The sequence below is a fragment of the Desulfarculaceae bacterium genome (genome assembly GCA_020444545.1).
Taxonomy (GTDB): Bacteria; Desulfobacterota; Desulfarculia; order Desulfarculales; family Desulfarculaceae; genus Desulfoferula.
On record JAHLKT010000005.1, the window covers coordinates 206139 to 231070 of the forward strand.

Sequence of the window (24932 nt, forward strand, 5' to 3'; positions counted from 1 at the left end):
TACGGGGGCGGTATAAAAAGCACCGTACTTGGCGCCGCGCCCGCGGGGCCGAGCTATACGGGCCGAGGTAGCTCAGTTGGTAGAGCAGGGGACTGAAAATCCCCGTGTCGGCGGTTCAACTCCGTCCCTCGGCACCAAAAAATATCAGCCACTTAGCCAATATCGGCTAGGTGGCTTTTTGTGTGTAAACGCAATTTATCCCCGGACTCTCCCCGTGAAGTTTGGTACGGAGGACTATCTACCGGGCCGCGTACTGAGGAGGGTAAAGCTAAATCGGCCCAAAATGGCTTCAAGCCGGGATGGTCCAATACGAAGCCCATGGATGGTTGAAAAAACCTTACATTGAAGAGGCTGAAGCGCCGCACGAGAAAGCCCGAAAGATCGTGCTGATGCAGCCTACAACAATTGATCGTAGCAACAACATGTTGATTCAAGTTGATGCAGTTCAGAATTCAACCTTGCTTAGCACTATTTAAATTCTCATATTGGCCAAAGAGATATTGGTGCAAAGCTATTTGGATGTGCGGCCGACCTTAATCCTCTTTCAACCGCCCGCCACAAGAAGCGCAAAAACGATCTCCTGGCCCGGCTTCCCGACCACATCCTGGGCAGGTGGCTTGGTCAGCCTTTTCCACGGCCGCCGCGCCTGACTGCGGCAGTGATGCCAGGAAATCATCCTGGGCCTGTAAGACAACCTGGGCCGGAGGGGCGCACACTACGGCCCGGGGGTTGGTCCCGCCTTGACAATCCAGCATCCACAGCGACTCAATGGTGCGCAGCAGACCCAGATGGGAGCGGGCCAGTTCACCATTTTCCCACCGGGGGACGGCCAGGAAGCCGTAGGCTAGAAAGCGGCTCAGACGCCTGGCAGGGATATGGAATCCGTCTCCCCAGGCCCAAAAAGACTAGGGCAGGAGGACTACAATACATCGTCTTTATTGGTCATGGAGCGGCTTATGTTTCTTTTGCGTCTAATTGTTTCTAAATGAAAGAAATCTTCGTGATTAAAGCATCGTTCAGTGCGCGAGAAATTACATGGCTCATATGGCGCTGCTCTTAGGGATAGATCGAAATCATCATCAAATATATTGCCCAGGGTGGTATTGCGATCTTTCAAGAAATATTGAAAGCACCGGTATATGTCCCCCGCCGGAGATATATAAATGTAGTCATGGCCTGTGGAACAATTTTCCTGCCAGTGATTGCTTATATTCTCGCTGAGGATTAAATCATTACCGTATAGGCTTCTGGTCCTTGCCTCGTCATCATAAAACGCCGGTATGAACCCTTCCTCGCTGGTGGGACAGTGCAAATCATAGCCGACATCCGTGCTAACCTTGAGTCCGTTGGCTTGGGCCAACGCCCTGATATGTTCCACTTGTTCAAAGTTGTCAGGAAACACCAAGCTGTTCACCACCACGTGAACGCCCTGGTCCCGCGCGAACCGCGCTGCCTCCACCAACTTTTCGGCCGAGATCTGGGTGTGGTGATAGGTCATCCACAGGGATATTTTGTCGAGATTCGCTCCCTGGGCGAGCATATCCCAACGGCTTTTGACCAGCGACCCGTTGGTCACCAGTTCCAGATAATGGATGTTGGGCTGCTTGGACAGCCATGCGGCACCCCTCAGGAACTCTTCGCACGTGAACGGCTCACCAACAGTCTGCAGCCTTATCCCCACGGTCACCGGAAGCTGACTGACCCATTTGATTATCTTTTGGAACTTTTCGCTTCCAGTATCATCCTCCCAGAATTTGTCCTTGGAGCGTTGTTGGTCATGCTCTGGCTTGGTAGACGCGCAGTATGGACAATTGAAGTTGCACCTGACCATATCGATGATGGTCCATATCTCTAAAATGGACGCGTTAATGCTCATGGCTTTCCTGTAAACCCCTCAATCTTTTCTTAAAGGCAAAATGGACTCACTGTGGCGGCGGCTCCGCTCCCCCTCCCGTTGGGGAGACCCTCTCCCCGGACCAGGAGGCCTCTATCTCCTCCAGAGTCCGCCCCTTGGTCTCCGGGAGATATTTCCAGCAAAGCAGTGCTCCGGCTGCCCCGATGGCTCCGAAGATCCAGAAGGTCAAGGCCGAACCTAGGGCGCTGAAGAATATGGGGAACAGCAGGGCGAACAGAAAGGAGAAGATGCTGTTAGCCCCCAGCACCAAGCCCAGAGCCGCTCCCCTGACGCGTTGGGGATATATTTCGGACACCACCACGTTGGAGACCGGCCCCAGGCTGGCGGCGAAGGCTCCCACGAAGACGCCCAGTCCGCCCAAAAGCAGAGCGCGGGCCCAGAAGCCGCTCCACCCGGAATGGCCCAGCACCACCCCGGTCAGGATTAGAGCGGCGATCATTACCAACAGCCCCCACATGATCAGGGGCTTTCGGCCCAGGCGTTCCACCAGCCACATGGAAACCAGGGTAAAGGCCAGGTTCATCGCGCCCAAGCCGAAGGTGGCCAAAACCGAGGCGGTGTAGGAGCCGAAGCCGGCGCTTTGGAAAATGGTGGGGGCATACAGGATCAAGGCGTCGAAGCCGGTGAACACGGCCAGGAACATTAATGCCATGCCCAACAGCAGGGGCGGCAGAAGCCTGGGGTTGAGCAACTCGTGCCACCCTCCCGCCTCTTCTTCGTCCCCTCCCTGGCTCATGGCCGCCAGAGCTGCCTGGGGGTCGCCGATCCCCATGCCCCTGAGCATCCTCAGGCTGGCGCTGCGCCGGCCGCGGCTGTAGAGCCAGCGGGGGGACTCGGGCAAAAAGAGCAGGCCCAGCCCGAAAACCGCGCTGGGGGCGGCCGCCGCCGCGAACATGTAGCGCCAGCCATCGGGCAGGGTCTCAAAGACCAGGGCCGCCAGGTAGGACAGCAATATCCCCACCGCCAGGGTCGCCTGGCTTAGGGTCAGCAATCTGCCCCGGATCTCCGGCGGAGCTATCTCCGAGATATAGACGTAGCTGGCCACCGCCGCCACGCCCATGGTCAGGCCGATCAGGAACCTGGCCCCGATCAAGACGGGCAGGGTGTGCGCCAGGGCGCTGCCAAAGGCGCCGGCCACGAACAGGGCCGCCGTGGACATGAGCAAATAGCGCCGGCCAAAGAGGTCCGAAGCCTTACCCGCCATGATTTGACCGATGAACAGCCCGGCGCTCAACGAGCTGACCAGCACGCCCTGTTCCAGGTTGCTGAGCCCCCACTCCTTGGTGAGCAGCACCACCGCCCCGGCGATTATGCCCACGTTGTACCCGATTATCAGCGCTCCCGTCCCGGCCACCGTGGTTATGGCGTAGTAGACCAGGTTGCCCTTCTTGAGGGCCTGGGCCCGTTCGACGAACAGGCGCTGGATTCGCTCCAGGGCCAGGCCCCCGGTCTCCATGAAATTTTTTCTGAGGAACCATAGCCCGGCAAAGGCCACGATGGCGAAGATCAGATAGAACCCGGTGTCCTCCAACTCCCGCAGGAAAAACACCGCGCCCGAGGCGTTGACCATGGCGAAGAGCCAGTGCGCCGCCACGGGGATGCTCATGGCCGCCCCCCGGATGCGCTGGGGGAAGACCTCGGCCACGATCACCCAGAGCAGCGGACCCCAACTGAAGGAAAAGAAGGCGATATAGCTGGTGAGGCAGATCACGGCCAGGCGGCTGGAGATAAAAACATCGTGATCCAAAAAGCCCGATCCGGCCGCCAGAACGCTAAGGCTGAGGCCCATGCCCACCAGCCCGATGCGCAACAGCAGGCGGCGGCTGACCTTGTCCACCAGGGCCATGGCCACCAAGGTCATGACCAGGTTGACCAGGCTGAGCCCGATGGTGACCGCCAGGTTGGTGTCGGCCACGGCAAAGCCCTCATAGGTCAGGATGGTGGAGGCGTTGTAAAGAAAGGCGTTGATCCCCACGAACTGCTGGAAGAAGAACAGGCCCACCACGAAGAACAGGGCCAGGCGGATGGGCGGCGCGGCCAGGCGCATCCAGGCGTCCTCGGACTGATGGGACAGGGACTCCTTGAGGTCGCGGATGATGGCCTCCGCGTCCGGGTCGCCGATTTTCCGGAAGTTGATGCGGGCTTCTTCTTCGTCCCCCATGGAGAGCAGCCAGCGGGGCGACTCCACCAGCCACAGCGAGGCCATGCTCAAAAAAACGCCGGGCACGGTGCCGATGATCAGCATGTGCCGCCAGCTCTCCTGGATGCCCTGCAAAAAATAGGGGACCACGTAGGACAGCATGATGCCGAAGGTAATGCCTAGCTGGTTGACCGTCACCAGCCTTCCGCGCATACGAGCCGGCGCGATTTCGGCGATGTAGAGCGGCGCGACCAGGGAGACCGCGCCCAGGGCGACCCCCACCAAGGCCCGGCAGGCGATAAACGCCTCGGGCGAATTGATCATGGCCCCGGAGAAGCTGCCCAGCACGAACAGGGCGGCGGTGGCCATGATGCAGTCGCGCCGGCCGATGTGATCGGCCACTATCCCCACCAGGGCCGCTCCGACCACGGCCCCGATCAGGACGGCACTTACCGCGAGCTCTTCCTGTAGGGGGGTGAGCTTCCAGGCCACGTTGAGCTGGGGCAGCACGCTGGAGATGACCCCGGTGTTATACCCGAACAACAGGCCCCCGATGGAGGCGATGCAGGCCATGAGCCAGGCCATCTAGGCCACCGCCCGGCTGAAGAGGGAGGACCGTCGATAGTCCCGCACCGCCTCGATGACCCGGTCCTGCTCCTCCAGGGACAGTCCGTTGAAGACAGGCAAGGAGAGTTTGCGCGCTTGCAGGTCCTCGGTCATTGGGAGCTTGGCGTCCTGGTAAGCCGTGCGCCTAAGGGGCGTGTCCTGCTGGTGGGACAACTTGGAGTAGATCACCTCGCTCGGCAAACCCCGGGCGGCCAGGAAGGCCCGCAGCCCGTCCCTGGCCTCACGGTTGGCCAAGGTGATGGTGTATTGGTGCCAGGCATGGGCGGGCCGTCCCTGGGGCCGGGACAGGACCCCGGCCTGCTCCAGCTCTTGCAAGGCGTAGTCATAGCGGCGGGAGAGGACCAGCCGCCGGAAGTTGATCAGGGAGAGATAGGGCAGGCGGGCCAAGAGGGTGGCGGCCTGGAGGTTGTCGATCAGGCAGTTGAAGCCGAAGGCCAGGCGCTTGACCATTTTCCGTCCCGGCTCGAAACCGTGATAGGCGATCATGGCCGCCCTGGCTGCCAACTCGTGGTCGTCGGTCACCACGGCCCCGGCCTTGCCGCAGCCGGCGAAGTTCTTGTAGGTGTTGAAGCTCAAGGTGGCTAGATGCGCCTTTTTGCCGAGCCCGCTGACGCCTATGGCCTGGCAGGCGTCCTCCAGGAGCGCCAAGCCGTGTTGGTCAGCGAGCAGCCGTAGGGCGTCCAGGTCGGCCCGGCCGCCGTAAAGGTCCACTGGCAGGATGACCCGGGTGCGCGGGGTGATGGCCCGTTCCACGCTCACGGGGTCCAGGTTGTGGGTGCCTTCCCGGACGTCGGCCAGAACCGGGGCGGCCCCGATAGCCAGGACCGCGTTCTCGGTGGCCGCGAAGCTGTTGGCCGGGATGATCACCTCGTCGCCGGGGCCAACCTCCAGGGCCAACAAGGCCACCGTGAGGGCGGCGGTGCCGCTGGCGCAGAGGATGACGTGGCTCACCTCCAGAAATTCGCCCAGATGGCCGGCCAGGGCCTCGATCTCCGGGCCGTAGATGCAGGCGCCCCGCCGGATGCAATCGGCCGCCGCCGCGATGCAGGCGTCCTGCTCCTCGTCGCGCAACATGCGTTCGAAGGGCTCGAACTCAAAAGGCCCCGGCCCGGGGCTTGGCGGGAAAAGCCCCTCCACCCAGCGGGCTCGGCCGCCATCCGGGATATCCTGGAAATAGGCTGCCAGCTCGCGGTTGGCCAGAACCTCCGTGAAGGTGGGTGCCTGGGGCCGGGCCTTGGATTCACGGGCCTCACTCATCCACTCATATAGCGCGTGCAAGCCGTCGCTGCGGCCGTTGCAGGTTACTGGGAGCATGCTTGGCCCTTCGCGTTCCAGACGAATCGATGCAACAAGGCGTCTGGCATGACGCCCTCCTTTTGGCATAGGGCCGTTATGGCGGCCTCGTCGGACGCGCCCGCCAGGAGCGCGGCCACCCCGTTGGCCAGTAGCACGGCATAGAGGCCGGCGGCCTTGGCCCCCCGCAGGTCGGTGGCTGGGCTGTCTCCCACCACCGCGGTGTCGGCCTTGGGCAACCCCGGCAATTGGGCCAAGGCGCGCTGGTAGATTCCGGGGAGAGGCTTGCCGTAACGATAGACCACCCCGCCGAGCTCTTCGTACATCAGGGCGATGCTGCCGGCGCAGGGAGTCAAGGAGCCGTCCGGGCCCGCGTAACCCAAATCGGGATTGGCGCAGTAAAGGGGCAGGCCGCGCTCGATGGCCTCGTTCCACGCGCCGGCATAGTCACCGGGGTCGGGCCGCTGATCGTCCAGTCCGGTGACCAACAGGAAATCCGCCCGCCCCAGTTCGTGGGTCACCGCAAAACCCAGCCCGTCCAGCAGGCCGGAGCGGTCCTGGGGGCCGATGTGCATTAGGCGGCTCCCGGCTCGCTCTTGCCGGGCGATGGCCTCCCTGGTGATCTCCCCGGAGGTGGTCAAGCCGTCATAGAGCTCCGGGGAAATACCCAACTCCGCCAGCTCGCGGGCCAGGACCGCCTCGCTGGAAGGGGTGTTGGAAACCAAGAGCACCCGGCGGCCGCTTTTTTTCAGCTCCCGCAGGCCATCCACCGCGCCGGGGTAGGGCGTGGAGCCGTCGTGCAGAACCCCCCAGACATCGATGACCATGGCCTTGAATGGGGCGGCAAGTTCCGCGAGGTCGGGGAAGCTCCTCACAGGCGGATCTCGCGGCTCTGCATCTGGTATTGCTGGGACTTGAATTGTTCAAAACCCGGTATCCGTTTGATGATCCTGCGCCAGTTGGGGTTGTCGCGCTTATTGAAGCGGTCCAGGGCGTGGGAGCTTTCGCTGTCTTGATGAAGGCACTCGATACCCGGCAGGTAGCGGGGTGTGGCGCCCCCCAGAGTGATCATGCGGTAGGCGAAATCGATGTCTTCATAGCCCCAGACACCGTCGAACGCCTCGTCGAAGCCCCCAATCCGCATGGCGGTGGATTTCCGGTAGATCATGTTGCAGGTATGAAAATAGGCCCAGGGGTGTTCGGAATCGACGAGCCGCTGGAGGTAAGGCAGCCGCCGGTCCACGACCTTGCGGTAATTAGCCGGGCTGGCCACTTGGGGAAGCGCATCAAAGTCCACCCGCCCGGCAAGGATGTCTTCATCGCTGTATCCGCCCAAATCCACGAATTTCCGCAGCCCGGTGACCATGGGGTTTTGCCGTCCGGTCCATTCGAGGTAAGCCGCGATGCGGGACAGGTAGCCGGGTATGGGAACGCAGTCGGAGTCGAGGTTTATGATCCATTCCCCGTGGGCCAGCTGTAAGCCCAGGTTGCGCGCCCGGCTGGTGGCCCTGGGGTGGGGCAGGCGAGGCTGGCGAATCAGGTACAGTTCCAGGCGGTTGACATATTTGCGGTAGACCGCATCTATGTCTTCTTCAAAAGAATTGTTATCCGCCAAAAAAACCTCGAACTCCGGCCCCTTCAGGTTCAAGCAGAGGCCTGCCAGGGTTTTCTTTAGCAGGTCAATGTCGTTGTGGCATGGCAAGACAAAAGAAAACATGGGGAACCTCCATCAAGCGGACCCGGGGCGGTGATAAAGGGAGGGTGCATTTTCGGCCAAGTGCCGGCCCAGACGATGAGCCAAGGCCATGATCGTCAGGGTTAGATGCTTTTCCGGCAGTTTGGGGATCACGCTCCCATCGCAAACATAAAGGTTGGGGTGGTCGAAACAGCGCAGGTCGGCGTCCACCACCCCCTGGCTGGGCCCGGCGGCCATGCGCGCCGTGCCCGCGTAGTGGATGCCCAGCCCGGCGGCGGCTCCTTCCTTGAGGATCACCGTGGCGGACGCCTTCTTGAGAAGTTTTTCGCCCAGGTCCAGCATGGCCTGCTTCATGGCCTTTTCCCGGGCCGACTCGCGGTAAACCACCTCCACCTGCGGCACGCCGAAAGCATCGGTTCGTTGGGAGGGAATCACGCGATTGCCGGACTCGTCGTCCGCCGGCGCGAAAAAGGCCAGAGTGGCGTAGCTTCTGAAGAGCTGCTTGGCCAGCCAGGGTTTTAAAGCCGGGGGGCATTTCTTGAGCCAGGGAAGGTACAAGGGAATGGACGGCAACTGGTGCACGAATTGCCCCAGGCAGGGAAAGCTCTCCCCGTCCGGCGTCCTGGCTTTGGCCAGCACCAGTAGATGATCGCCATAACCCTGGGGGTATTTTTTTCGTGAGCCCCACAGGCGCCACAGCGAGGTGCTCAGCAGAACCTTGGGGTTGTCCTGTAGGCCTTGGCCCAGCAGCCCCGACGAGTTGGCCGGCCCCTGGGGGGAATGGCCGTTGGCGGTGTTGAATAGAATGCGCGGCGTTTCCAGCGCGCCGGCCGACAGGACATAGGCCTTAGCCCTGACCACGTCCCCTTCGCCGGTGCGCGGGTCTATCACCCGCAGGCCGCGCACCTCACCGCCGAGGGCGTCGTATTCCAGCCCCACCGCCTTGCTATTGAGACGTAGGGTGAAACGGCCCGAGTCCTTAATAGCGGGCAGCAGATGAGACGAGAACTTGTACACCGAATGGTAGGGGCAGCCTGAAATGCAGCCGCCGGTGTCTTGGCATCGGTTCGGTTGCTCCGGCCGGGTTTCCACCGCCTTGCGGTTGGGGATGACCCGAACGCCGTACCCCCGCACTTTGCCCGCCGCCGTGCGAAAAAGCCGGTCGGGCGGCCGCAGCTCCTTGGGCGCCATGAATTCGCCGTCCGGGATGTCCGGCAGGTCTTCGCGGGTGCCGCACACTCCCACGATCCGCTCCACCGCGCGGTAGTGCTCCTCCAGATCAGAGTAGCTCAGAGGCCACCCGGTGAAGTCTCCGGGCGCCAACCTTACGGACACGCCGTTCCAAAGGTTGGTCAGGCCATCCAAGGCGAAAATCTGAAATTGCCGGAAGGCGTCCGGTTCGGCCGGATGGGACGAAAGCATCTCCGGTTTGGAATAGAGCTGATGCTCAAAGGCAAACCCATGCGGGTCCAACGGAAGGGGGACATCGGATTTCAGGCCGAAGTCGATCGAGTTGCCCGGCGGGTTTATCCGGGTGAAGTAGTCCTCAGGCAGGGCGTCGCCCTGTTCCACCGAAATCACCCGCATCCCCGCTTGGACCAGGGTATGGGCCAGAATGCCACCGCCGGCTCCGGTGCCAACAACACAGATGTCATATGGTTCAGCGTTCACCGGAAATACCCTTATATGCTTCCGGAGTGGAGAAATAGATGAATTCCAGGAAATCCTGGAGCAGGCTGAATTGCTCTTTCATCCGGGGGTCGGCGCGAAACGAGCGGGGACTGACAGGTCCCTTTCGGTACACTTTGGCCATGGTCTGGGAAATTTGGTGGTGACCCGCCGCGATCCGGTCGATGTCCTGCTCATATCTGCTCAGCACTCGGCGGTAAGGGCTCGCCGCGATGAGCATCCGGAGGAGTTCGCGTCTATTCTGTGGAGACAAAGCAAGGTCCAATGCATACCCCTTGTGCCCGGCTGCTGCTCTTCGCTCGGCTGAAGACATCAGTCCCAGGCAATCACGGTAGGCCTACACCCCTCTGTAATATCGCCTCCTCCTATGTTCAATTGTGAAGGCATTTGTAATTTCAAACAAGGCTGAACGGTCACGGGCCATTTTTGCCGCATAATTATTGATTTTATGTAAAATCAATAATTATATTGGGCGTTTGTCCCACCCGGCCTCGACGAATATCTCGGAGGGGGAATTCCTGTCTAGGGGAGGTTGAGCAGCCGGCAGATTTTAGGATAGGCGCAATACCAGAAATGGGTATGCTGGTGCGGTTCCGGCTATGGTCTATTCGGCAAAAAGGGGCAGTAATGGGCCCAATAACCGTTGCGGGGCCTGCACCTCGTGCAATAAATGGTGCAATGTCTCCCTTGAATAGTGGACCGTAGGGTCAAGTTGCACCTGCCGGCTTCTCCTTAAACCGAAGGCACCATCGTCAAAATTTAAAGGCGCAAATGCAAGTGATCCAGCCCAGGTTTTTCGGGCACCGAGTGAAGCGAGCAAATTGCTTGACGGAGGTGATACATGACAACGCAGAAGAATCAAAAGCGGGTAATCAGGAGGTACTATACTGCGGGATGACGTCACAATATTACCTAGCCAAAACCTCAAACTAAAACTTTTTAAAAAAGACCAAATCCTCCCTTTTGAGCGGAACTACTGATTTGAGGTGACATCCAGGGCCAACTAAAACCTTTGCCGGGCGATCCTGCCAAGGGAGTTTCGTTTATTAAAACATAATACCGGTATCGCCATCTATGATCAGAAACATCGGATCGGCTGATAAAATTAACAATAACGGGGCAGTAGGGTGCTTCTGGGATGCAAGCTGGCCTTGGAGTTTCCTTGTAAGTTATCCTGAAATGCATTATACAATTTAAACGTGTTTACCACCCCTCAAACGTTGACGCCTTCATGAGCACTCCTCTGTTCTCGATCATCACCCCGACCCTGAATCGGGCTCACACCATTAAAGAGGCGGTGAGGAGTGTCATGGATCAAAATTTCCAATCATTTGAGCACATCGTGGTCGACGGCTGCTCCACGGACAATACTTTGGAGGTTTTGGCGGAGTTTCCCCACCTAAAAGTCATCAGCGGACCGGACCAGGGCCTGTGGGACGCCCTCAACAAGGGGATCGCCCTAAGCCGAGGTGAAATCGTCGGGCACTTAAACAGCGACGACCGCTACTTGCCTGGCGCCTTCAAAAAGGTGGCCCGCGTTTTGAGCGATGATCCCGGGGCCGGGGCGGCCTGCGGCGGGGCGGAGATATTCCAAACCGGACCCAACGGCGACAGGGTGCTGTACCGCTACAACCGCCCTGGCCTTAAAGAAATGCGGCTTAGCGACATCACACGCTATGTGCCCATTACCAACGCCCGTTTTTTCCGCAAGGAGGTATACAAAAAAGTCGGTTTTTATAACCAGGGCTATCCCCTGGCGGCTGACCGCGAGTTTTTCCTCCGGGTATGGCTGGCCGGCATAAGAACCGCCCAGGTCCGGGGCGTGGTGTATCAGTACCGCTGGCACAGGGGATCGCTCACCATAAAGGGCTCAACCGGCCTGACCAACCTGGCCCGGGGCGATTACCTGAAGTTATGCGCTTCCTTTTTGGCAAAGCCGGATTTGCCGGAAGAGGTGCGAAAGGAGCTTCTCAACTGGCGTGCCTGGGAATTGATCTGCCAATCACTTAGCCAGCTGAAGGAGAAGGGCGGCAGGCAGGCACTGGCTTCGTTTTGGCGGGCCATAAAGACCGACCCGGCCGCGCCGCTGCGTTTTGCCGCTGTGGGCCTGGCGCGGCTGCCCGGCAGGGGAAAGCGGGGCCACGATGCCGCCTGAACCCACGGTCAGCGTGGTCATCCCGGCCTACAACATGGCCGGGAGCCTGCCCCGGGCGATCAAGAGCGTGCTGTCCCAGACCTACTCCGACCTGGAGCTGATCGTGGTGGACGATGGCTCCCGGGACGATCCGGCCGGCGCCATGGCGAAGATCGCCGATCCCAGGCTGCGGATGATCCGGCTCAAGGCCAAGCAAGGCGCGGCCCATGCCCGCAACACCGGAGCCCAGAGCGCCTCGGGGCGCTTGCTGGCCTTTTTGGACGCGGACGATTACTGGCTGCCGGAAAAGCTACAAGCCCAGATGAAGTGCTTGGAAGCCGCTCCGCAAAGGGCCCGGGCCTGCTGCACCGGCTATCTCTACTGCCGGCCCCCGGCGGCCGAAAGGGAGGTGCGCCTGCCAAACCTGGGGGACGGCTGGCTGAGGCGCTTTTTGGATGTCTGCCAGGTGAGCCCGGGCAGCACCCTGTTGGTGGAGCGCGAGGTGTTTCTGTCCCTGGGGGGCCTGGACGTGGACCTGGAGCGCTTCGAGGACTGGGACTGGCTTTTGGCCTATTGCTCCCAGTACCAATTGGAAGTGGTCAGCCGTCCTCTCGCGGTGGTGGAAAACAGTGGGTGGCCATCACCGGAGACGGTGTTGGCCGCGGGGGAAATGATACTGGCCAAAAAATCAGAGTTCTTGAGGACCTCCCTGGGAGACGAAGCCATCAGGCGTCTTGCATCTTCGGTTCAGATAGAGGTGGCAATAGCCCACATCAAGGCCGGAAGACATCTGGCTGCGGCCGGCAGCCTTCTCCAGGCCGGGCAGCGGTCTCCGGGCAGGCTGATGGATTTTATCTTGCACGCCCTGAAGTGGCGCTTGCGCTAGCAGCGCATTATTGCTTATGGGCCAGGAAGGAAAAGAGACGCCCCGGTGTATGCTCCCGCTTGGAGCGCAAAAGGTTCAGGCGGCGGCATAGCCAAGGGCCCACGGTGAGCCGTTCAGCGGTCATGCATGTCCCAACCAGCGTTGAATGCACTTGCAGGGTAGGAAGGCCTGGGGGGCAGCAGCCGAAAGCGGGCCTGCGGCTGGAACGCAACCGTTCCTCGGAGTAATTTTGCCTGTCTTGTCATTGAAGATCTCCAAGGCCTTTCGGACGCCTTTGTTCAACAACTGGAACCATTGTTTATAAAGTGACAAGGTTGGATGTAGGTATGTATATCGTCATCTAATTTGGCACAGAAGATGCTGTTCTTCTAAGTCGTAGAGTTTGGTCCCCTCCGGCATCGGGCTGTTTACGTTATACCACTTCCGCCTGGCCATGGTCTTGCTCTTGAGCTTGGCCCGGTATTCCAGGATTGAGTTCTTCCCGCCATAGTAAACATAGTCCGGCGTCACGTTGCCCAGGGCCTCGTGACACCGCCTGGTGTTGTAGTAATCGACGGATTTTCCTGTTTCCTCTCTCAAGGCATTTGGAGGCTCCCATACCATCAGGTTGATCTGCTTCTTGAAAGAGCGGTGGTAGCGCTCGATCTCGCCGTTGGTCTGAGGATGGTAGGGGGAGGCCAGGATATGGCCCAGGCCCTGAACCGCCTTGAGTGCCTAGGGGCGGCCCCTGTGTATTTTAATTGACAAAATGTCTATTAAATATTATTTGTCTTTCCCAGAAAGCGAGAAATCATGTACGACTTCTCGGTGATTAAAACTCTCCGCAGGAAGCGGAATCTCAGCGCCGACGAGTTGGCGGCAAGGTCTGGACTGACCCGGGCCACGGTGACCAAGATGGAGGCCGGGGAGGGCAACCCCACCGCGGCTACCCTGCACGCCCTGGCCCAGGCTCTGGGCATGAGTGGCAGCCAACTCATGGGCCTGGCCGAGAACGAGGGATTGCGCCGCCCGGAGGTCAGCCGGGTGCGCCGGGCCCATTACCAGGGGCGGCGCTACCGCCTGGGCAGCCTGGAGTTCTTTCAGCTTAGCGCCGAGGCGGGGCACACCCTGCAATTCGACACCTCCTGGCACGAGGACACCGGCGAGGTGATCCTTTTGCTGCACGGGCGGCTGTTGTTGCAGGTGTCGGAGCAGGAGCATGAATTGCGGCCCGGTCAAGCCATCGGCTTCAAGGCGCTGCACGAGCACCAACTGCGGGTTCTGGAAGATTCCGAGCTGGTGATAATCCACCACAGCTTGATCTAATAGCGGCGCCGAACGCCGCCTAGCAAGGCCATGAAGGTCGGCCCCTGAAGAGGGGGCCCACCGTCGTGGCCTTTTTTTATTGAGGAGCATCGTAATGGACTTTCAACCTATGGACCGAGAAATGGCTTTTGTGCTGCCGGTGGTGCTGGTTTCCACCCTCAGCTCCCAGGGAGTGCGCAACCTGGCCCCTTATTCCAATTTCACTCCCTTGCTGCGCTCCACGGACATGATCATGCTGGCTTCCTGGCACCGCCGGGACACCCTCAAAAACATCAGGGCCAACGGCGAATTCGTGGTCAGCGTGCCCAGCGTGGACATGGCCGACAAGATCATGCCCACGGCCATGCACTACCCGCCGCATGTGGACGAGTTCGTTCAGGCGGAGTTGGAGCCGCGCCCTTCTTCTTTGGTTGCCCCTCCCGGGGTGGAAGGGTGCCTGGCCTGGTTGGAGTGCCGCTTGGCCAAACAGTACGTGGAGAAGTCCTACGTGCTGGTGGTGGGGCAGGTGCTGCGCATGGAGGTGGAAGACAGCCTGGTCAACGAGCGCGGTGGCCTGGACCTGGAAAAGGCCCGGCCCTTGCTGGCCAGCCTGGACCAGCAAGGGATGCGTTGGGCCACTGCCACCGACCTGGGCAAAGGCGAGCCCTATGGCGCCATGTTCCCCGGCGGGCAGGACCCCTTGGCCCAGCGTAGACGCCAATAGGCCGGAGGGTTTGTATTCACCTGTTTACCATTTCTAGCCATAAGGATTGTTCGTCATGAGTGCCAAACGCCTAATTGCCTGTGCGTTTATTTTGTCCTTTTGCCTGTGCCTTCCCGTGGCCGCCGGGGCCCAAACCACCGCTGACAAGCCCGCTTCCTCATCACCGTCCGATACACGCGGACAGGTGCAAAAGCTGGATGAGGTGGAGGTAACCGCCAGCTTTCCCGGAGCGGCCGACGAGGCCATGGGGCAGTCGATGGTGCCCAGCGAAGAGTTGGAGGTGCCCATAATCTCCGGCACGGTTTTGGAGCCGCTAAGCCACCAATCAGGCCTGCAGGTGATGGGCACTTCCCTGCTGGGCGGCAAGCAGGCCGAGGTGCGCCTGCGAGGCTTTGACCAATGGCGCTACCGGGTGATGCTCGACGGCATGCCCATGCAGCGGGACGGCTCCTATGGCCGCGGAGCCATGGATTGGAGCCTGATCGCCCCGGAGGAAATTCAGAGCATAACGATCTTTCGCGGCTCCCTGCCGGCCAAATACGGCAATGCTCCCGGCGGCCTCATAGAAATAGTCAGCCAGCAGCCCAGCGAGGAATCCAAGAGCCAGGTGAGCGCCCAATACGGCTCGTTGGGCACCTGGAGCGCCAGCGCCAGCAACCGTTGGAAAGCCGGGCCGGTGGGCTGGGCCCTGTCCGCCCGCCAATATGAGACCGACGGTTATCTGCGCAACAATTACGCCGACAACTTCAATTTCAACGGCAACCTGACCTTTGATCTGCCCTGGCAAATGCAGGCTGGGGTGGGGCTGTTGTATTCCAAGGGCACCACCGGCATGCCGGTGTACAACCGCAAGGACAGCCCCTATTACAACTCCGGCAAGCCCAACGCCGACCAGGAAGAGTTAGGTGGCCCGGGCATTTCCTCCCGCCTGATAAACGGGGTCTACGCCTGGGGCGACAACAGCGAGATCAAGGACACCAGCAGCTTTGTCAACGCCTTTATAATGAAGAAGTTCGAGGGCGGCCACGCCCGCTTGCGGGGCATGCTGTGGAACGAGGAAACCACGGAGAAATTTTATGATGCCGCCGACAGCGGCAAGAAGATCTACGAGCGTGACTCCACTCCCGAGGATAACAACTGGCAGCTTCTGGGCGATGTGGTCTACACCCTGGGAGCACATACCCTGGAGGTGGGCGGCGAGACCCGCACCTACGGCTGGGGCGACCAAAGCGTGCCCTACATCAACCGTTCTTACTTCACGCCGGCCATCAACTATTTCAGCTTCGTGAGCGAGGGCTTTGAGGGCCAGCCCAACTGCTTGCACTACAGCGCCCTGTACGCCCAGGACACCTGGAAGGCCCTGAGCAACCTGGATGTGGAGTTCGGGCTGCGCGGCGAATGGTTCGATGCCGATGAGATAGACCCCGCCGCCTTTGGTTTCCCGGCCACCGCCGTGCCCACCTCAATGTCCGAAAGCAACCTGGACCCCCGCCTGGCGGTGCGGCTGCGCCCCTGGGAAGATGGCGAACTGGGGCTGCGTCTGGGCGTCACCCACCGCTACCCCAACTCGCCGGAGTACTTCTGGTGGTATCTCAACCGGGGCAGCGGCTTTTTCAACACCGACCTGAGCCCGGAGCGGGCGATGCAATACGAGCTGGGGTTTGAGCAGAAGTTTGCTCAGAGGGCAAGCCTGGCGTTGCGCGGATATTACTACGATGTCAGCGACTACATCTCCTCCACCACCGTCCCCGGCGTGGGCACCGTGGTCTATAACATCGACGAAGTGAAGATATACGGCGGCGAGCTGGAGGGAGTGCTGGCCCTGCCCTGGAACTTCAGCCTCTGGGCCAACCTGACCCTGCAAAAGGCCGACAAGAGCGGCGACCCCTGGGACGTGGACAACCAGGCCAGCAATCAGCTTTCCAACTTCCCCGAGGTGATGGCCAACCTTGGCCTGGACTACCGTTGGGGCGAGTTGCTCAGGGCCGGAGTGTCCATGAACTACGTGGGGCCGCGCGACTACATGAAGGGCACCCAAGCCACGGAATTAGACTCCTACGTGCTGGTCAATTGCTACGCGACCTACCGCTTCCTCAAGACCTCCTGGGGCACCTGGGAAGCCCTGTTCAGCGCGGCCAACCTGCTGGACCAAGACTATGAACTGGAAACCGGCTACCCCATGCCCGGCCTTACGGTCATGGGCGGCCTGCGCTTCCTGTTCTAATAAGGAGTACATTTGATGAAAACCAAAGCTCTCCTTCTTATTATCTTGAGCGTTATCTTGTGCGCCGCTCCAGCCTGGGCCGCAAACGACGCCGTAGCTGACCTAACCCAACAAGCAGTGTCCCTGGCCACCCAGCGTTTGGGAGCTCTGGACAAGCCCGCATCGGTGGCCTGCCTCACCAACGCGGGCTACGCCACCTATAAGAACCAAAGCACCTTACCCCTGTACGACGAATTGGCCCGTCTGACGGCCATCAGCCCCGGCCGGGGCAACCTGCTGGTGAGGCCTGGAGCGCCGCAAGAGGCGCTGTATCTCATGTTCCTTAAAAAGGACGGTCCCGACAAGTTGATGATGACCTTCCTGACAGATCGGGGCGGCACCCTCACCGCCGGCCCGGCCATGAACATTCACGTGGGGGTGGGCACCTCTTTCAAACCCTTTGGCAAGGCGCTGGGGCCGCATGCTTTCAATCTGGTTACCTTGGCCAACGGCTGGGCAATGGGCTTGCCTCACGACCTCATGCGCGCCGCCCTGAGGCACGGCCACCTATGCTGCGGGGTGACCACCGGCTATTTCACCGCGCGCTATATCGCCGAGCACATGCCTCTGAAGCCGGGACAGCGCTACGTGTACATCGGAGCGCCGGCCTGGTGCCAGGATGACTACATCACCGACTACCTGCGCATAACCCCCGGCACCCACGGCTACCTGACCATGAGCTACCCCTGGTCAAGGCCCTGGAAGAGCGAAGGGCGCACTTACCGGAACCTGGGCGGGGTGGTGATCCGCTGGGACCCCAAGGCCCAAAAGGGGCGGGCCTGGGTGCTGTCTTTTGATTGGCACTTCGACGCCTTTCGCCAATACCTGGGAAAGCCGAAGCTGAAGCTGGATTGGCGAAGCATGCCCTGGCTGCACACGGAATGCGACCGCTGGTTCATGACCAAACTGGACCAACCCGGGTATTTCGTCTCGGTGATAAAAAGCGTTCCCATCCAAGACAAAGCGCAGTTGGAGGGCCTGACCCGCCTGGGAGCCAACCCCTTGCAGGTCTTACTGGGCCCGGACCCGTCTTGGCCTGGTGAATAGGGGCAACAACCTTGAAATGAGTTGGGGGTGATCAGGCCGACCAGGCCTGATCACCTTGCAAGATACGGGGAAACATGGTGCCGCGCCTGGCCTAGGCCGGGAGAGGCTGCTTTCGGGCCGGTCCGCTCAGGCCGGCTTCCACTCCCTCATGCAATCCACCATCTGCCCGGCCAGCAAGGGCCAGGCCACGCTTTGGGCCACGTAGCGCATGGCTCCGGCGGATAGCCGCCCGTAGAGTTCCGGGTCCCCGGCCAGGCGCGCGATGGCTTCGGCCAAGGCCGGGGCGTTCACTCCCCGGGCCAGCAGGCCGGTCTGGCCGTCAAGCACCTGCTCGCGCAGGCCGCCCACCGGCGTGGCTACCACGGGCAGGGCGTGGGCATAGGCCAAGGGCAGCACCCCGGACTGGCTGGAGGAGGTGTAGGGCGCCACCAGGATATCGCCGTGCTGGATTATGCGGGACACCTCCTCCGCGGCCAGCCAGCGGTTGATCACCGTGGCCCCCAGATTGTCCAGGGCCGCCGTCTGGCTCTGGGTCAGGCGGCCTTGGCCCGCGACCACCAGCTCCAGGCGTGGCTGCTCGAGGCGCAGCAGGTTCATGGCCTCCAGCAAAAGGTCCAGCCCCTTGTAGGTCAGGATGCGCCCGAAGAACAGCACTCGCAGGGGACGCTTCCGGGGCATGGAGCGCGGCTCCAGGGAAGGCTTGCCGTAAAAGAAGGGCCCGTGGGGTATCACCTGGATGCTCCCGGGCGCGAGGCCGAAGTGTTTCACCGCCTGGTCCCGCACGTAATTGCTCAGGGTGACCACCGCGTCGGCGGAGCGGGTTTCTCGCCGCAGGAGCCGCGCCCGGACCAGGTCGCGCTCGCCGGGGTGCAGCAGGGCGTCGTGCAGCACCAGGAGGCGGCGCGCCCCGCTGGCGCGCACCTGGCCCAGCATGAAATTGTCCCAGAGGTGGGTCATGGTGGTGCATACCCAGTCAAAGTTCTCGCGGCGCAGATAGCGGCCAAAGGAGGAGCGTAGGCGGGGCAGGCGGAGGCAGGCGCGCAGGGCGCTGAAATGGTCGGTGTAGGTGTCCACGTCCCAACCGGGCAGGCCCAGGTCTTGCGAGGCCCGCCAAAGCTCGGATTGCCGCGACAGCGAGAGGTACACCTCCAATGAGGGAAGGGCCGCCATGGCCTTGGCCATTTCGTAGGTGTACATGGGCCCGCCGCCTCTGCGGCCCCAATGCCACAGCAGCAGCTTCATGAGCGGTCCTCGGCGGCGCGGGTCATGAGGGCAGCTCCTTGCGCCCGTGGGAGAACAGCCCGTCCCATATCCCCAGGGCCGCCTGGGGCCGCCCTTGCAGAGCCCGGCGGACCAGGCGCGCTCCGGCGCTAAGGCCCAGGGGCAGCCAGGGCAGGGGGGCGTGCTTGGCGAAAAAACGCGACGAGCCGTAGGTGTAGAGCCGGTGCCAGGCCCGCTCGTTGTCCCCCAGCGCGGCGGCGTGCTGATGCTCCACCAGCGACTCCGGCGCCACGGCCAGCCGCCAGCCGGCCCGGCGCAGCCGCCAGCTCAGGTCCGCGTCTTCCCAATAGAGCGGGAAGCCGGGGTCCAGCAGACCCACCCGGGCCAGAGCCTCGGCCCTGAGCAGCAGGCTGCCGCCGCACAGGTAGTCCGGGCCTTGCCCGGAGGGCGGCGCGCTCAGGTGGCGGGAGCGCCCGGTGAGCAGGCTCACGTTGCCCCCGCCCCAGGCCTGCACCCGGCCGCCGCCGGCCCAGAGCAGCACCGAGGCCGCCGCGCCCGCTTGGGGGTCGTCCTCCAGGGCGCGCAGCAAGGCAGCCAGGGCCCGGGGCCGGGCCACCGCATCGGGGTTGAGCAGCCAGACCGCCTCCGCGCCCTGGTCCAGGGCCGCTTGCAGGCCCAGGTTGGCCCCCTGGGCAAAGCCGCCGTTATGCGGCGCGGCCAAAAGCGTCGCCTGGGGAAAGCGCTCCTTGATGGCCTGGGGCGATCCGTCGCGGGAGGCGTTGTCCACCACCACGATCCGGCCGGGAGGCATGGTTTGCCCTTGCAGAGACCCCAGGCAGTCCAGCACCTGGGGCAGGCCGTTGTAGTTGACCACCACCGCCCACACGGCTTCCGCTCTCATTTTTTGCTTGGAGCCCACGATACGGCGCTTAATAAAGATGCTTTGCCAAGGGCACTGGGGACCACCCGCAAACGATACAGTGATGATTTAGATGCACATAGCCGTGGCCGCGGCAGTGAATTAGCCCTATTATACATAAAATGTAAGCTCTCAACCGCAGAACGCCCCTAACGGCGAATTCAGGGAATCCACTACGAGGCCATGAACCAACTCCCGCACAAAGAGCCTTCCGAGGAGATGATCAGCCTGGGCGGTCTGGGCGTGAGCCGGGGGTTGGTGGTGTGGCTGCTCTTTCTCACCCTGGCCCTGGCGCTGCTGGAGGGCATGGGCCTGGGGATGCTCCTGCCGGTGCTGGCCTACATGCGCGGGGGCGGGCTGCCCGCGTCGGGTCCCCTGGGCGATCTGCTGCAAGGCGCCTTGGGGTGGCTGACCGCCTGGGGCCGGGGCTGGGACTTGGCCGGGCTCCTGGTGATCACCCTGGGGGTCATCGTCCTGCGCTACTTCGTCAACTACCTGCGCGACGTGCGGCTCATGCGCATGCAGCTTTCCATCACCCGTCTGCTGCGCGAGAAGCTGGTGGCCGCCCTGGTGCGCTCGGACCTGGGCTACCTGCTGTCGCGGCGCAGCGGGGAGCTGCTCTCCACCCTGACCTTGGAGACCGACCGGGCCGGGCAATCGGCCTCGGCCCAGGTGAGCATCATCACCTCCCTGATCCTCATCGCGGTGTACCTCGCCATTCTCTTGATGATCTCGCCCCTGCTCACCGTGTGCACCTTCCCCATCCTGGGCCTGGTGGCCCTGGTTATGCGCTGGCAGAGCAAGAAGGCCCGCGCCCTCACCGAGGCGGTGAGCGAGCAGAACCTGCGCCTGGGCGACCAGGCCGCGGAGCTCTTGGGAGGCATGGCCCGCATCAAGATGCGCAACCAGGAGGCCGAGACCGAGCGCAGGCTCTCGGAAACGGTGGGGCGCATCTTCCAGGGCATGTACCGCCTGGACCGCATGCGCCTGGGCGTGGAGATTTCGGCCCACCCCCTCATGGCCGCGGCCGGGCTGCTGGTCATCCTCTTGGCCGTGGTGGCCGCGGACCTGGACCTGGCCGCCACCGGGGTGTTCCTGTTCGTGCTGGTGCGCATGGCCCCCCAGGTCTCTCTGCTGATCAACCTCTGGGCCCTGCGCAACGCCTGCCTGGCCAGCCTGCGCCGGGTGAGCGGTTTGTTGGCCATGGCCGACGAGCAGCGTGAGCACCTGGGAGGCGAGCGCGAAACGCCGGCCCCGGGCGAGAGCATCGAGTTCGAGGACGTCTGGTTCGCCTATCCCGGACAAGAGGGGCGGGGCTTTGCCTTGCAGGGAATCGGCTGCCGCATCCCGGCCAACAGCCTCACCGCCGTGGTGGGGCGCTCGGGCGCGGGCAAGACCACCCTGGTCAGCCTGATCAGCGCCTATCGCCTGCCCAGCCGGGGCCGGGTGCTCCTGGACGGGCACCCCCTGGAGAGCTACCGCCTGGCCGCCCTGCGCAAGGGCATGGCCTTCGTGGATCAGGTGCCGTTCTTCTTCAACGACACCATCCGCGAGAACCTCAATTTCGGGGTGGAGCCGCCCCTGGATGACGCCGCCTTGAAGCGGGTGCTCGTCGACAGCGGGAGCTGGGAGTTCGTCAGCCACCTGGACCAAGGCCTGGACACCCTGGTGGGCGAGCGCGGCTCGCGGCTATCCCAGGGCCAGAAGCAACGCTTGGCCATCGCCCACGCCCTGGCCGTGAACGCCCGGGTGCTCGTCCTGGACGAGCCCACCAGCGCCCTGGACCAGGCCTCGGAGCAGATCATCGCCCGCACGGTGCGCGAGCTGGCCTCGCGCATGACGGTGATCGTCATCGCCCACCGCCTTGAAACGGTGCGCCGGGCGGACAATATCCTGGTGCTGGAAGACGGCAGGCTGGTGGCCCAAGGCGGCCACGAGTCGCTCCTGGCCCAGAGCCCCCAATACAACGAGCTGTTCGGAAGCCGCTGAGGCGCTCAGCCTTTCTTGGGCAACAGGGCGCTGAGGCGCACCTGCACCGCCTTGAGCAGATGCCGAAGGGCCAGGTGGCGGCCCAGGAAGCGGCGCAGGCGGATCTGCCAGCCGGGCATGGTGGCGGTGCCCTGGGGAAGGGCCTCGGGCAGGTTAAGGGCCGGGCGGGGTTCCAGGGAGTCCCAGTGGATCAGCCCGCGCATGATCGCGTCCCAGGCCATGACCAAAGCCATGGCCTTGGAGATATCGCCGTCGGTGTCCGGGTCGGAGCGCATGGCCATCTGCTCCTGGGCCCGGGCCAGGTAGGCCGCGAAGTCGAAGCTGGCCGGGTCGCCGGGGTACACGTCGCTCAGGGCGTAGTCGAGCTGCCGAGCGATGAGCTGGCGCAGGTCGCGGTAGTTGCGGTGATGGATGTGCGGCCCCTGGCCGGGGATCACCTCGTACAAGCGCCCCGGGCCGCTGGTGACCTGCGGCGGGGTGTGGTGGGCGTCGGGCCAGAGCACCATGCCTTTTCTGAACAGGCGCACCTGGTAGTCCGGGTGGCGACCCCCGCCCAGCATGACCTGGTCGCCCAGGTAGTTGTAGCGGGGCAGGGCGAAGGCATCGTATCTGTCGCCCTTTTCGGCGATGAGCCCGCGCACCAGCTCGGGCGCGTCGTCCGAGAGATACTCGTCGGAATCCAGCACCAGCACCCAGTCCCCCGAGGCCTGGGCCGTGAAGCGGTTGCGCACCCCGTCGATACGCGGGGCCACCTCCACCTGGTGCACCACCGCGCCGTGGCGGCGGGCGATCTCCACGCTGTGGTCGCTGCTGGCCATGTCCACCACCATCAGCTCGTCCACCCAGGCCAGGCTGGCCAGGGCCGCCTCCAGGGTTTCGGCCGAGTCGCGGGTGTGCACGATACCGGTGATCTTGGGCTGGGCCATTTTCATCCGTCCAGGGTGTAGCGTCCCTGCCAGCGGGACATGAACAGGCGGCGGCTGGGCACGTCCTTGGCGCTGCGCCCCGGGGTCTGCGACTCGAAGTGCAGCGACTCGGCGCCCTGGCAGCAGAATATGCGCCAGCCCGCCTGCCGCGCCCGCAGGCAGAAATCTATGTCTTCCAGGCCGAAGGGATAGTCCTCGTCCAGGCCGCCGAGCTGCTCCCACAGCTCGCCGCGCACCATCATGCAGCCGCCGGTGACCGCCTGGAACTCGCGCTCCAGGCGGGGCATGCAATGGCTGGGCTTGGTGCGCAGCAGATGATAGGGCCCCACCTTGCCCGGCCCGAACACCACGCCCACGTGTTGCAGGCTGCCGTCGGGGAAAACCATGCGCGCCCCGCAGATGCCCGCCTGGGGCCGCCGCTCCAGCCGCTCCAGCATTTCCGCAATGGCCTGCTCGTGGAGCAGCACGTCGTTGTTGAGCATCAGGTAGAAGCGGGCGGGATAGCCCTGGGCGGCCAGGTTGTTGGCGTTGGCAAAGGAGTGGTGCGCGTCCAGGCGGATGAGCTCGGCCCCGGCCTCGGCGATGCGCTTGGGCGGCAGGGGCGGGTGGCTGGCGTTGTCCACCACCACCGCATGGGCCGAGGCCACCCCGGCCACCGCCAGGGAGCGGTGCAGGGCGATGAGGCAGTGCTCCAGCAGGGGCAGCAGGCCCCGGGAAGGGATGATCGCGGTGATCAGGGCTTGCTCCAACCTACGCTCCCTTCCTCTTGGGCCAGGTTTCGCGAACGCCAGCGGTAAAGATAGTGTTGCAGCCGGGGCCGCCAGAAGCGGCGGTAGCTGGCTTGCACCGGGGCCAGCATCCTCTCCAGCTCGGGGTAGTCTACCCCCTTTAGGATAACCCGCCCCGGCCTGCGGCTGCCTTCCTGGGCGCGGTCCTGGTGCAGCATGAGCCCAGACTCACGGGCCCAGGCGTACAGCGGCGAGCCGGGCACCGGGCTGAAGAAGGAGGGGGAGAAATACGCTGGCCGGATTTCCCTGATCGCCCGGAGCCCGGCCTCGTCGTCCTCGCGCCGCCACACGCCGTCCTCGCGAGGCACCCCCAGGATCAGGTTGGCGAAGATCTCCAAGCCCAGGGCGTGGCAGATCTCGGCCGCCTTGCGGTTAACCGCCGCGCTGGTGCCCTTGCCCAGCCAGGCCAGCAGCGGGTCGCTGAAAGACTCGAAGCCAATGCTGATCACCTTGAGCCCGGCCCGTCGCATCTCGGCGATGAGTTCGGGGCGCCGGCAGATCATGTCCGCCCGGCAGGCGGCCCACCAGCCCACCTTGCGGCGCGGGTAGCCCGCCTGGTGCATGGCCTCGCAAAAGCCTCGCAGCCAATCCGCCTCGATGAAAAACTCGTCGTCGTTGAAGATGATCCCCCGGAAACGGTAGCGTTCCCAAAGCCCGGCCAGCTCGGCCATCACGTGCTCCACCGGGCGGCGGCGCAGATAAGGGATGCGCTTGTCCGGGTTGTGAGGAGAGGGCCGGGTGTAGAGGTTCTTCTCGCCCGGCCCGCAGCAAAAGCGGCAACTCCAGGGGCAACCCCGGCTGGTGAGCATGTCCACCACCGGCGGGGTCAGGCTCCACACCGGGTAGAGCTGGCGGCGGCGGTAGCCGGGCAGCAGCTCCCTCTCGGCAAAGGGCAGGGCGCCCAGGTCCGGGGGCTCGCCCCAGCTAACCTCGGGGAAGCTATCCGGCGCGGCGATGAGCCGGGGCAGGCTGGCCTCGGCCTCGCCGCGCAAAACCTTGTGAGCCCCGGCCTCCAGGGCCTCCTGGGGGAACATGGTGAAGTGGATGCCCCCTGCCAGGCGCAGGGCCCGGGGCGCGGCCTCGGCGGCCAGGCCCAGGCAGCGGGCCGCCTCGCCGGCGTTCTGGGTGAAGGCGGTGACCCCCACCACCTCGGGGGCGGCTTGCGCGATGGCCGCGCGGGCCTCGTCCCAATCTGCCATGAGGCGCAGGTCCAGCAGACCCGCCTCATGCCCCTCCCCGCGCAGCACGGCGGCGATCTGGGCCAGGCCGTGATGAGGCAACAGGTCGTCCAGGCTGAGGGGGTCGCGGCCCGAGCCCCAGCCTCGCGCGCCGGGTTGGGGGTTTATGAGCAGAACCCGGGCCATGGGCTAAGCGAGCGGCCCAGGCGAAGA

20 protein-coding genes and 1 tRNA gene are annotated in these 24932 nt (G+C 63.1%); 8 read left to right on the plus strand and 13 right to left on the minus strand.

The features are described from left to right. Positions 1-61: 61 nt before the first annotated feature. Positions 62-137: transfer RNA gene (locus KQH53_16080), tRNA-Phe, on the plus strand. Positions 138-919: 782 nt separating this feature from the next. Here KQH53_16080 and KQH53_16085 read toward each other — a convergent pair. The 7 genes from KQH53_16085 to KQH53_16115 are packed head-to-tail and all read right to left on the minus strand — an operon-like array spanning position 920 to position 9580. Beyond that, the gene (locus tag KQH53_16085; GenBank protein ID MCB2228200.1) at positions 920-1876 is read right to left on the minus strand and encodes a hypothetical protein; all 957 of its coding nucleotides are present in this window, start codon (positions 1874-1876) and stop codon (positions 920-922) included. A 46-nt stretch (positions 1877-1922) separates the two neighbouring features. Continuing rightward, positions 1923-4640 carry a sugar porter family MFS transporter gene (locus KQH53_16090; protein MCB2228201.1) on the minus strand — a complete coding sequence of 906 codons (2718 nt, stop codon included), beginning with the start codon at positions 4638-4640 and terminating at the stop codon, positions 1923-1925. Next, positions 4641-5996, minus strand: a complete 1356-nt coding sequence (locus KQH53_16095; protein MCB2228202.1) for a DegT/DnrJ/EryC1/StrS family aminotransferase — start codon at positions 5994-5996, stop codon at positions 4641-4643. After that, the gene (locus KQH53_16100; GenBank protein ID MCB2228203.1) at positions 5984-6850 is read right to left on the minus strand and encodes a TIGR01459 family HAD-type hydrolase; all 867 of its coding nucleotides are present in this window, start codon (positions 6848-6850) and stop codon (positions 5984-5986) included. The genes KQH53_16095 and KQH53_16100 overlap by 13 nt, the downstream gene beginning before the upstream one ends. Next, positions 6847-7692 carry a glycosyltransferase gene (locus KQH53_16105; protein ID MCB2228204.1) on the minus strand — a complete coding sequence of 282 codons (846 nt, stop codon included), beginning with the start codon at positions 7690-7692 and terminating at the stop codon, positions 6847-6849. The genes KQH53_16100 and KQH53_16105 overlap by 4 nt, the downstream gene beginning before the upstream one ends. Positions 7693-7704: 12 nt before the next feature. Continuing rightward, positions 7705-9342, minus strand: coding sequence for a GMC family oxidoreductase (locus KQH53_16110; protein MCB2228205.1), 1638 nt, complete (start codon positions 9340-9342; stop codon positions 7705-7707). Further along, positions 9332-9580 carry a hypothetical protein gene (locus KQH53_16115; protein ID MCB2228206.1) on the minus strand — a complete coding sequence of 83 codons (249 nt, stop codon included), beginning with the start codon at positions 9578-9580 and terminating at the stop codon, positions 9332-9334. The genes KQH53_16110 and KQH53_16115 overlap by 11 nt, the downstream gene beginning before the upstream one ends. Positions 9581-10591: 1011 nt before the next feature. Here KQH53_16115 and KQH53_16120 point away from each other — a divergent pair. Both KQH53_16120 and KQH53_16125 read left to right on the plus strand, forming a co-directional pair. Further along, positions 10592-11515 (plus strand): glycosyltransferase, encoded by a 924-nt coding sequence (locus tag KQH53_16120; protein MCB2228207.1) that lies wholly within the window; start codon positions 10592-10594, stop codon positions 11513-11515. Further along, positions 11505-12380 (plus strand): glycosyltransferase family 2 protein, encoded by an 876-nt coding sequence (locus KQH53_16125; GenBank protein MCB2228208.1) that lies wholly within the window; start codon positions 11505-11507, stop codon positions 12378-12380. Before KQH53_16120 ends, KQH53_16125 begins: the two co-directional genes overlap by 11 nt. A 336-nt stretch (positions 12381-12716) precedes the next feature. On the opposite strand, the gene KQH53_16130 is transcribed toward KQH53_16125, so the two are convergent. After that, the gene (locus KQH53_16130; GenBank protein ID MCB2228209.1) at positions 12717-13073 is read right to left on the minus strand and encodes an integrase core domain-containing protein; all 357 of its coding nucleotides are present in this window, start codon (positions 13071-13073) and stop codon (positions 12717-12719) included. 99 nt (positions 13074-13172) lie between these two features. Here KQH53_16130 and KQH53_16135 point away from each other — a divergent pair, with 99 nt between their 5' ends. The 4 genes from KQH53_16135 to KQH53_16150 all read left to right on the plus strand — a co-directional run bounded on the left by KQH53_16135 (position 13173) and on the right by KQH53_16150 (position 17698). Next, positions 13173-13685 carry a helix-turn-helix domain-containing protein gene (locus tag KQH53_16135; GenBank protein MCB2228210.1) on the plus strand — a complete coding sequence of 171 codons (513 nt, stop codon included), beginning with the start codon at positions 13173-13175 and terminating at the stop codon, positions 13683-13685. Between the two features lie 94 nt (positions 13686-13779). Continuing rightward, entirely contained in the window at positions 13780-14388 is a 609-nt protein-coding gene (locus KQH53_16140; GenBank protein MCB2228211.1) for a flavin reductase family protein, read from the plus strand. Between the two features lie 184 nt (positions 14389-14572). Further along, positions 14573-16612, plus strand: coding sequence for a TonB-dependent receptor (locus KQH53_16145; GenBank protein ID MCB2228212.1), 2040 nt, complete (start codon positions 14573-14575; stop codon positions 16610-16612). A 117-nt stretch (positions 16613-16729) separates the two neighbouring features. After that, entirely contained in the window at positions 16730-17698 is a 969-nt protein-coding gene (locus KQH53_16150) for a hypothetical protein (GenBank protein MCB2228213.1), read from the plus strand. A 126-nt stretch (positions 17699-17824) separates the two neighbouring features. Here the strand turns inward: KQH53_16150 and KQH53_16155 are convergent, their stop codons facing one another. Both KQH53_16155 and KQH53_16160 read right to left on the minus strand, forming a co-directional pair. Beyond that, on the minus strand, positions 17825-18940 hold the full coding sequence (locus KQH53_16155) for a glycosyltransferase family 4 protein (protein ID MCB2228214.1): 1116 nt from the start codon (positions 18938-18940) through the stop codon (positions 17825-17827). A gap of 22 nt (positions 18941-18962) precedes the next feature. After that, complete coding sequence (locus KQH53_16160) at positions 18963-19820, minus strand: glycosyltransferase family 2 protein (GenBank protein ID MCB2228215.1); 858 nt, start codon at positions 19818-19820, stop codon at positions 18963-18965. Between the two features lie 201 nt (positions 19821-20021). On the opposite strand from KQH53_16160, the gene KQH53_16165 reads away from it, so the two are divergent. Beyond that, complete coding sequence (locus KQH53_16165; GenBank protein ID MCB2228216.1) at positions 20022-21827, plus strand: ABC transporter ATP-binding protein/permease; 1806 nt, start codon at positions 20022-20024, stop codon at positions 21825-21827. Positions 21828-21832: 5 nt separating this feature from the next. On the opposite strand, the gene KQH53_16170 is transcribed toward KQH53_16165, so the two are convergent. From KQH53_16170 to KQH53_16180, 3 genes are read right to left on the minus strand one after another with little or no spacing between them, the layout of a single operon-like run. After that, on the minus strand, positions 21833-22753 hold the full coding sequence (locus KQH53_16170; GenBank protein MCB2228217.1) for a glycosyltransferase family 2 protein: 921 nt from the start codon (positions 22751-22753) through the stop codon (positions 21833-21835). 2 nt (positions 22754-22755) lie between these two features. After that, positions 22756-23502 carry a glycosyltransferase family 2 protein gene (locus KQH53_16175; protein ID MCB2228218.1) on the minus strand — a complete coding sequence of 249 codons (747 nt, stop codon included), beginning with the start codon at positions 23500-23502 and terminating at the stop codon, positions 22756-22758. Further along, positions 23487-24905: a B12-binding domain-containing radical SAM protein gene (locus KQH53_16180; protein ID MCB2228219.1), complete on the minus strand. Its 1419-nt coding sequence runs from the start codon at positions 24903-24905 to the stop codon at positions 23487-23489. Before KQH53_16180 ends, KQH53_16175 begins: the two co-directional genes overlap by 16 nt. Positions 24906-24932 lie beyond the last annotated feature (27 nt).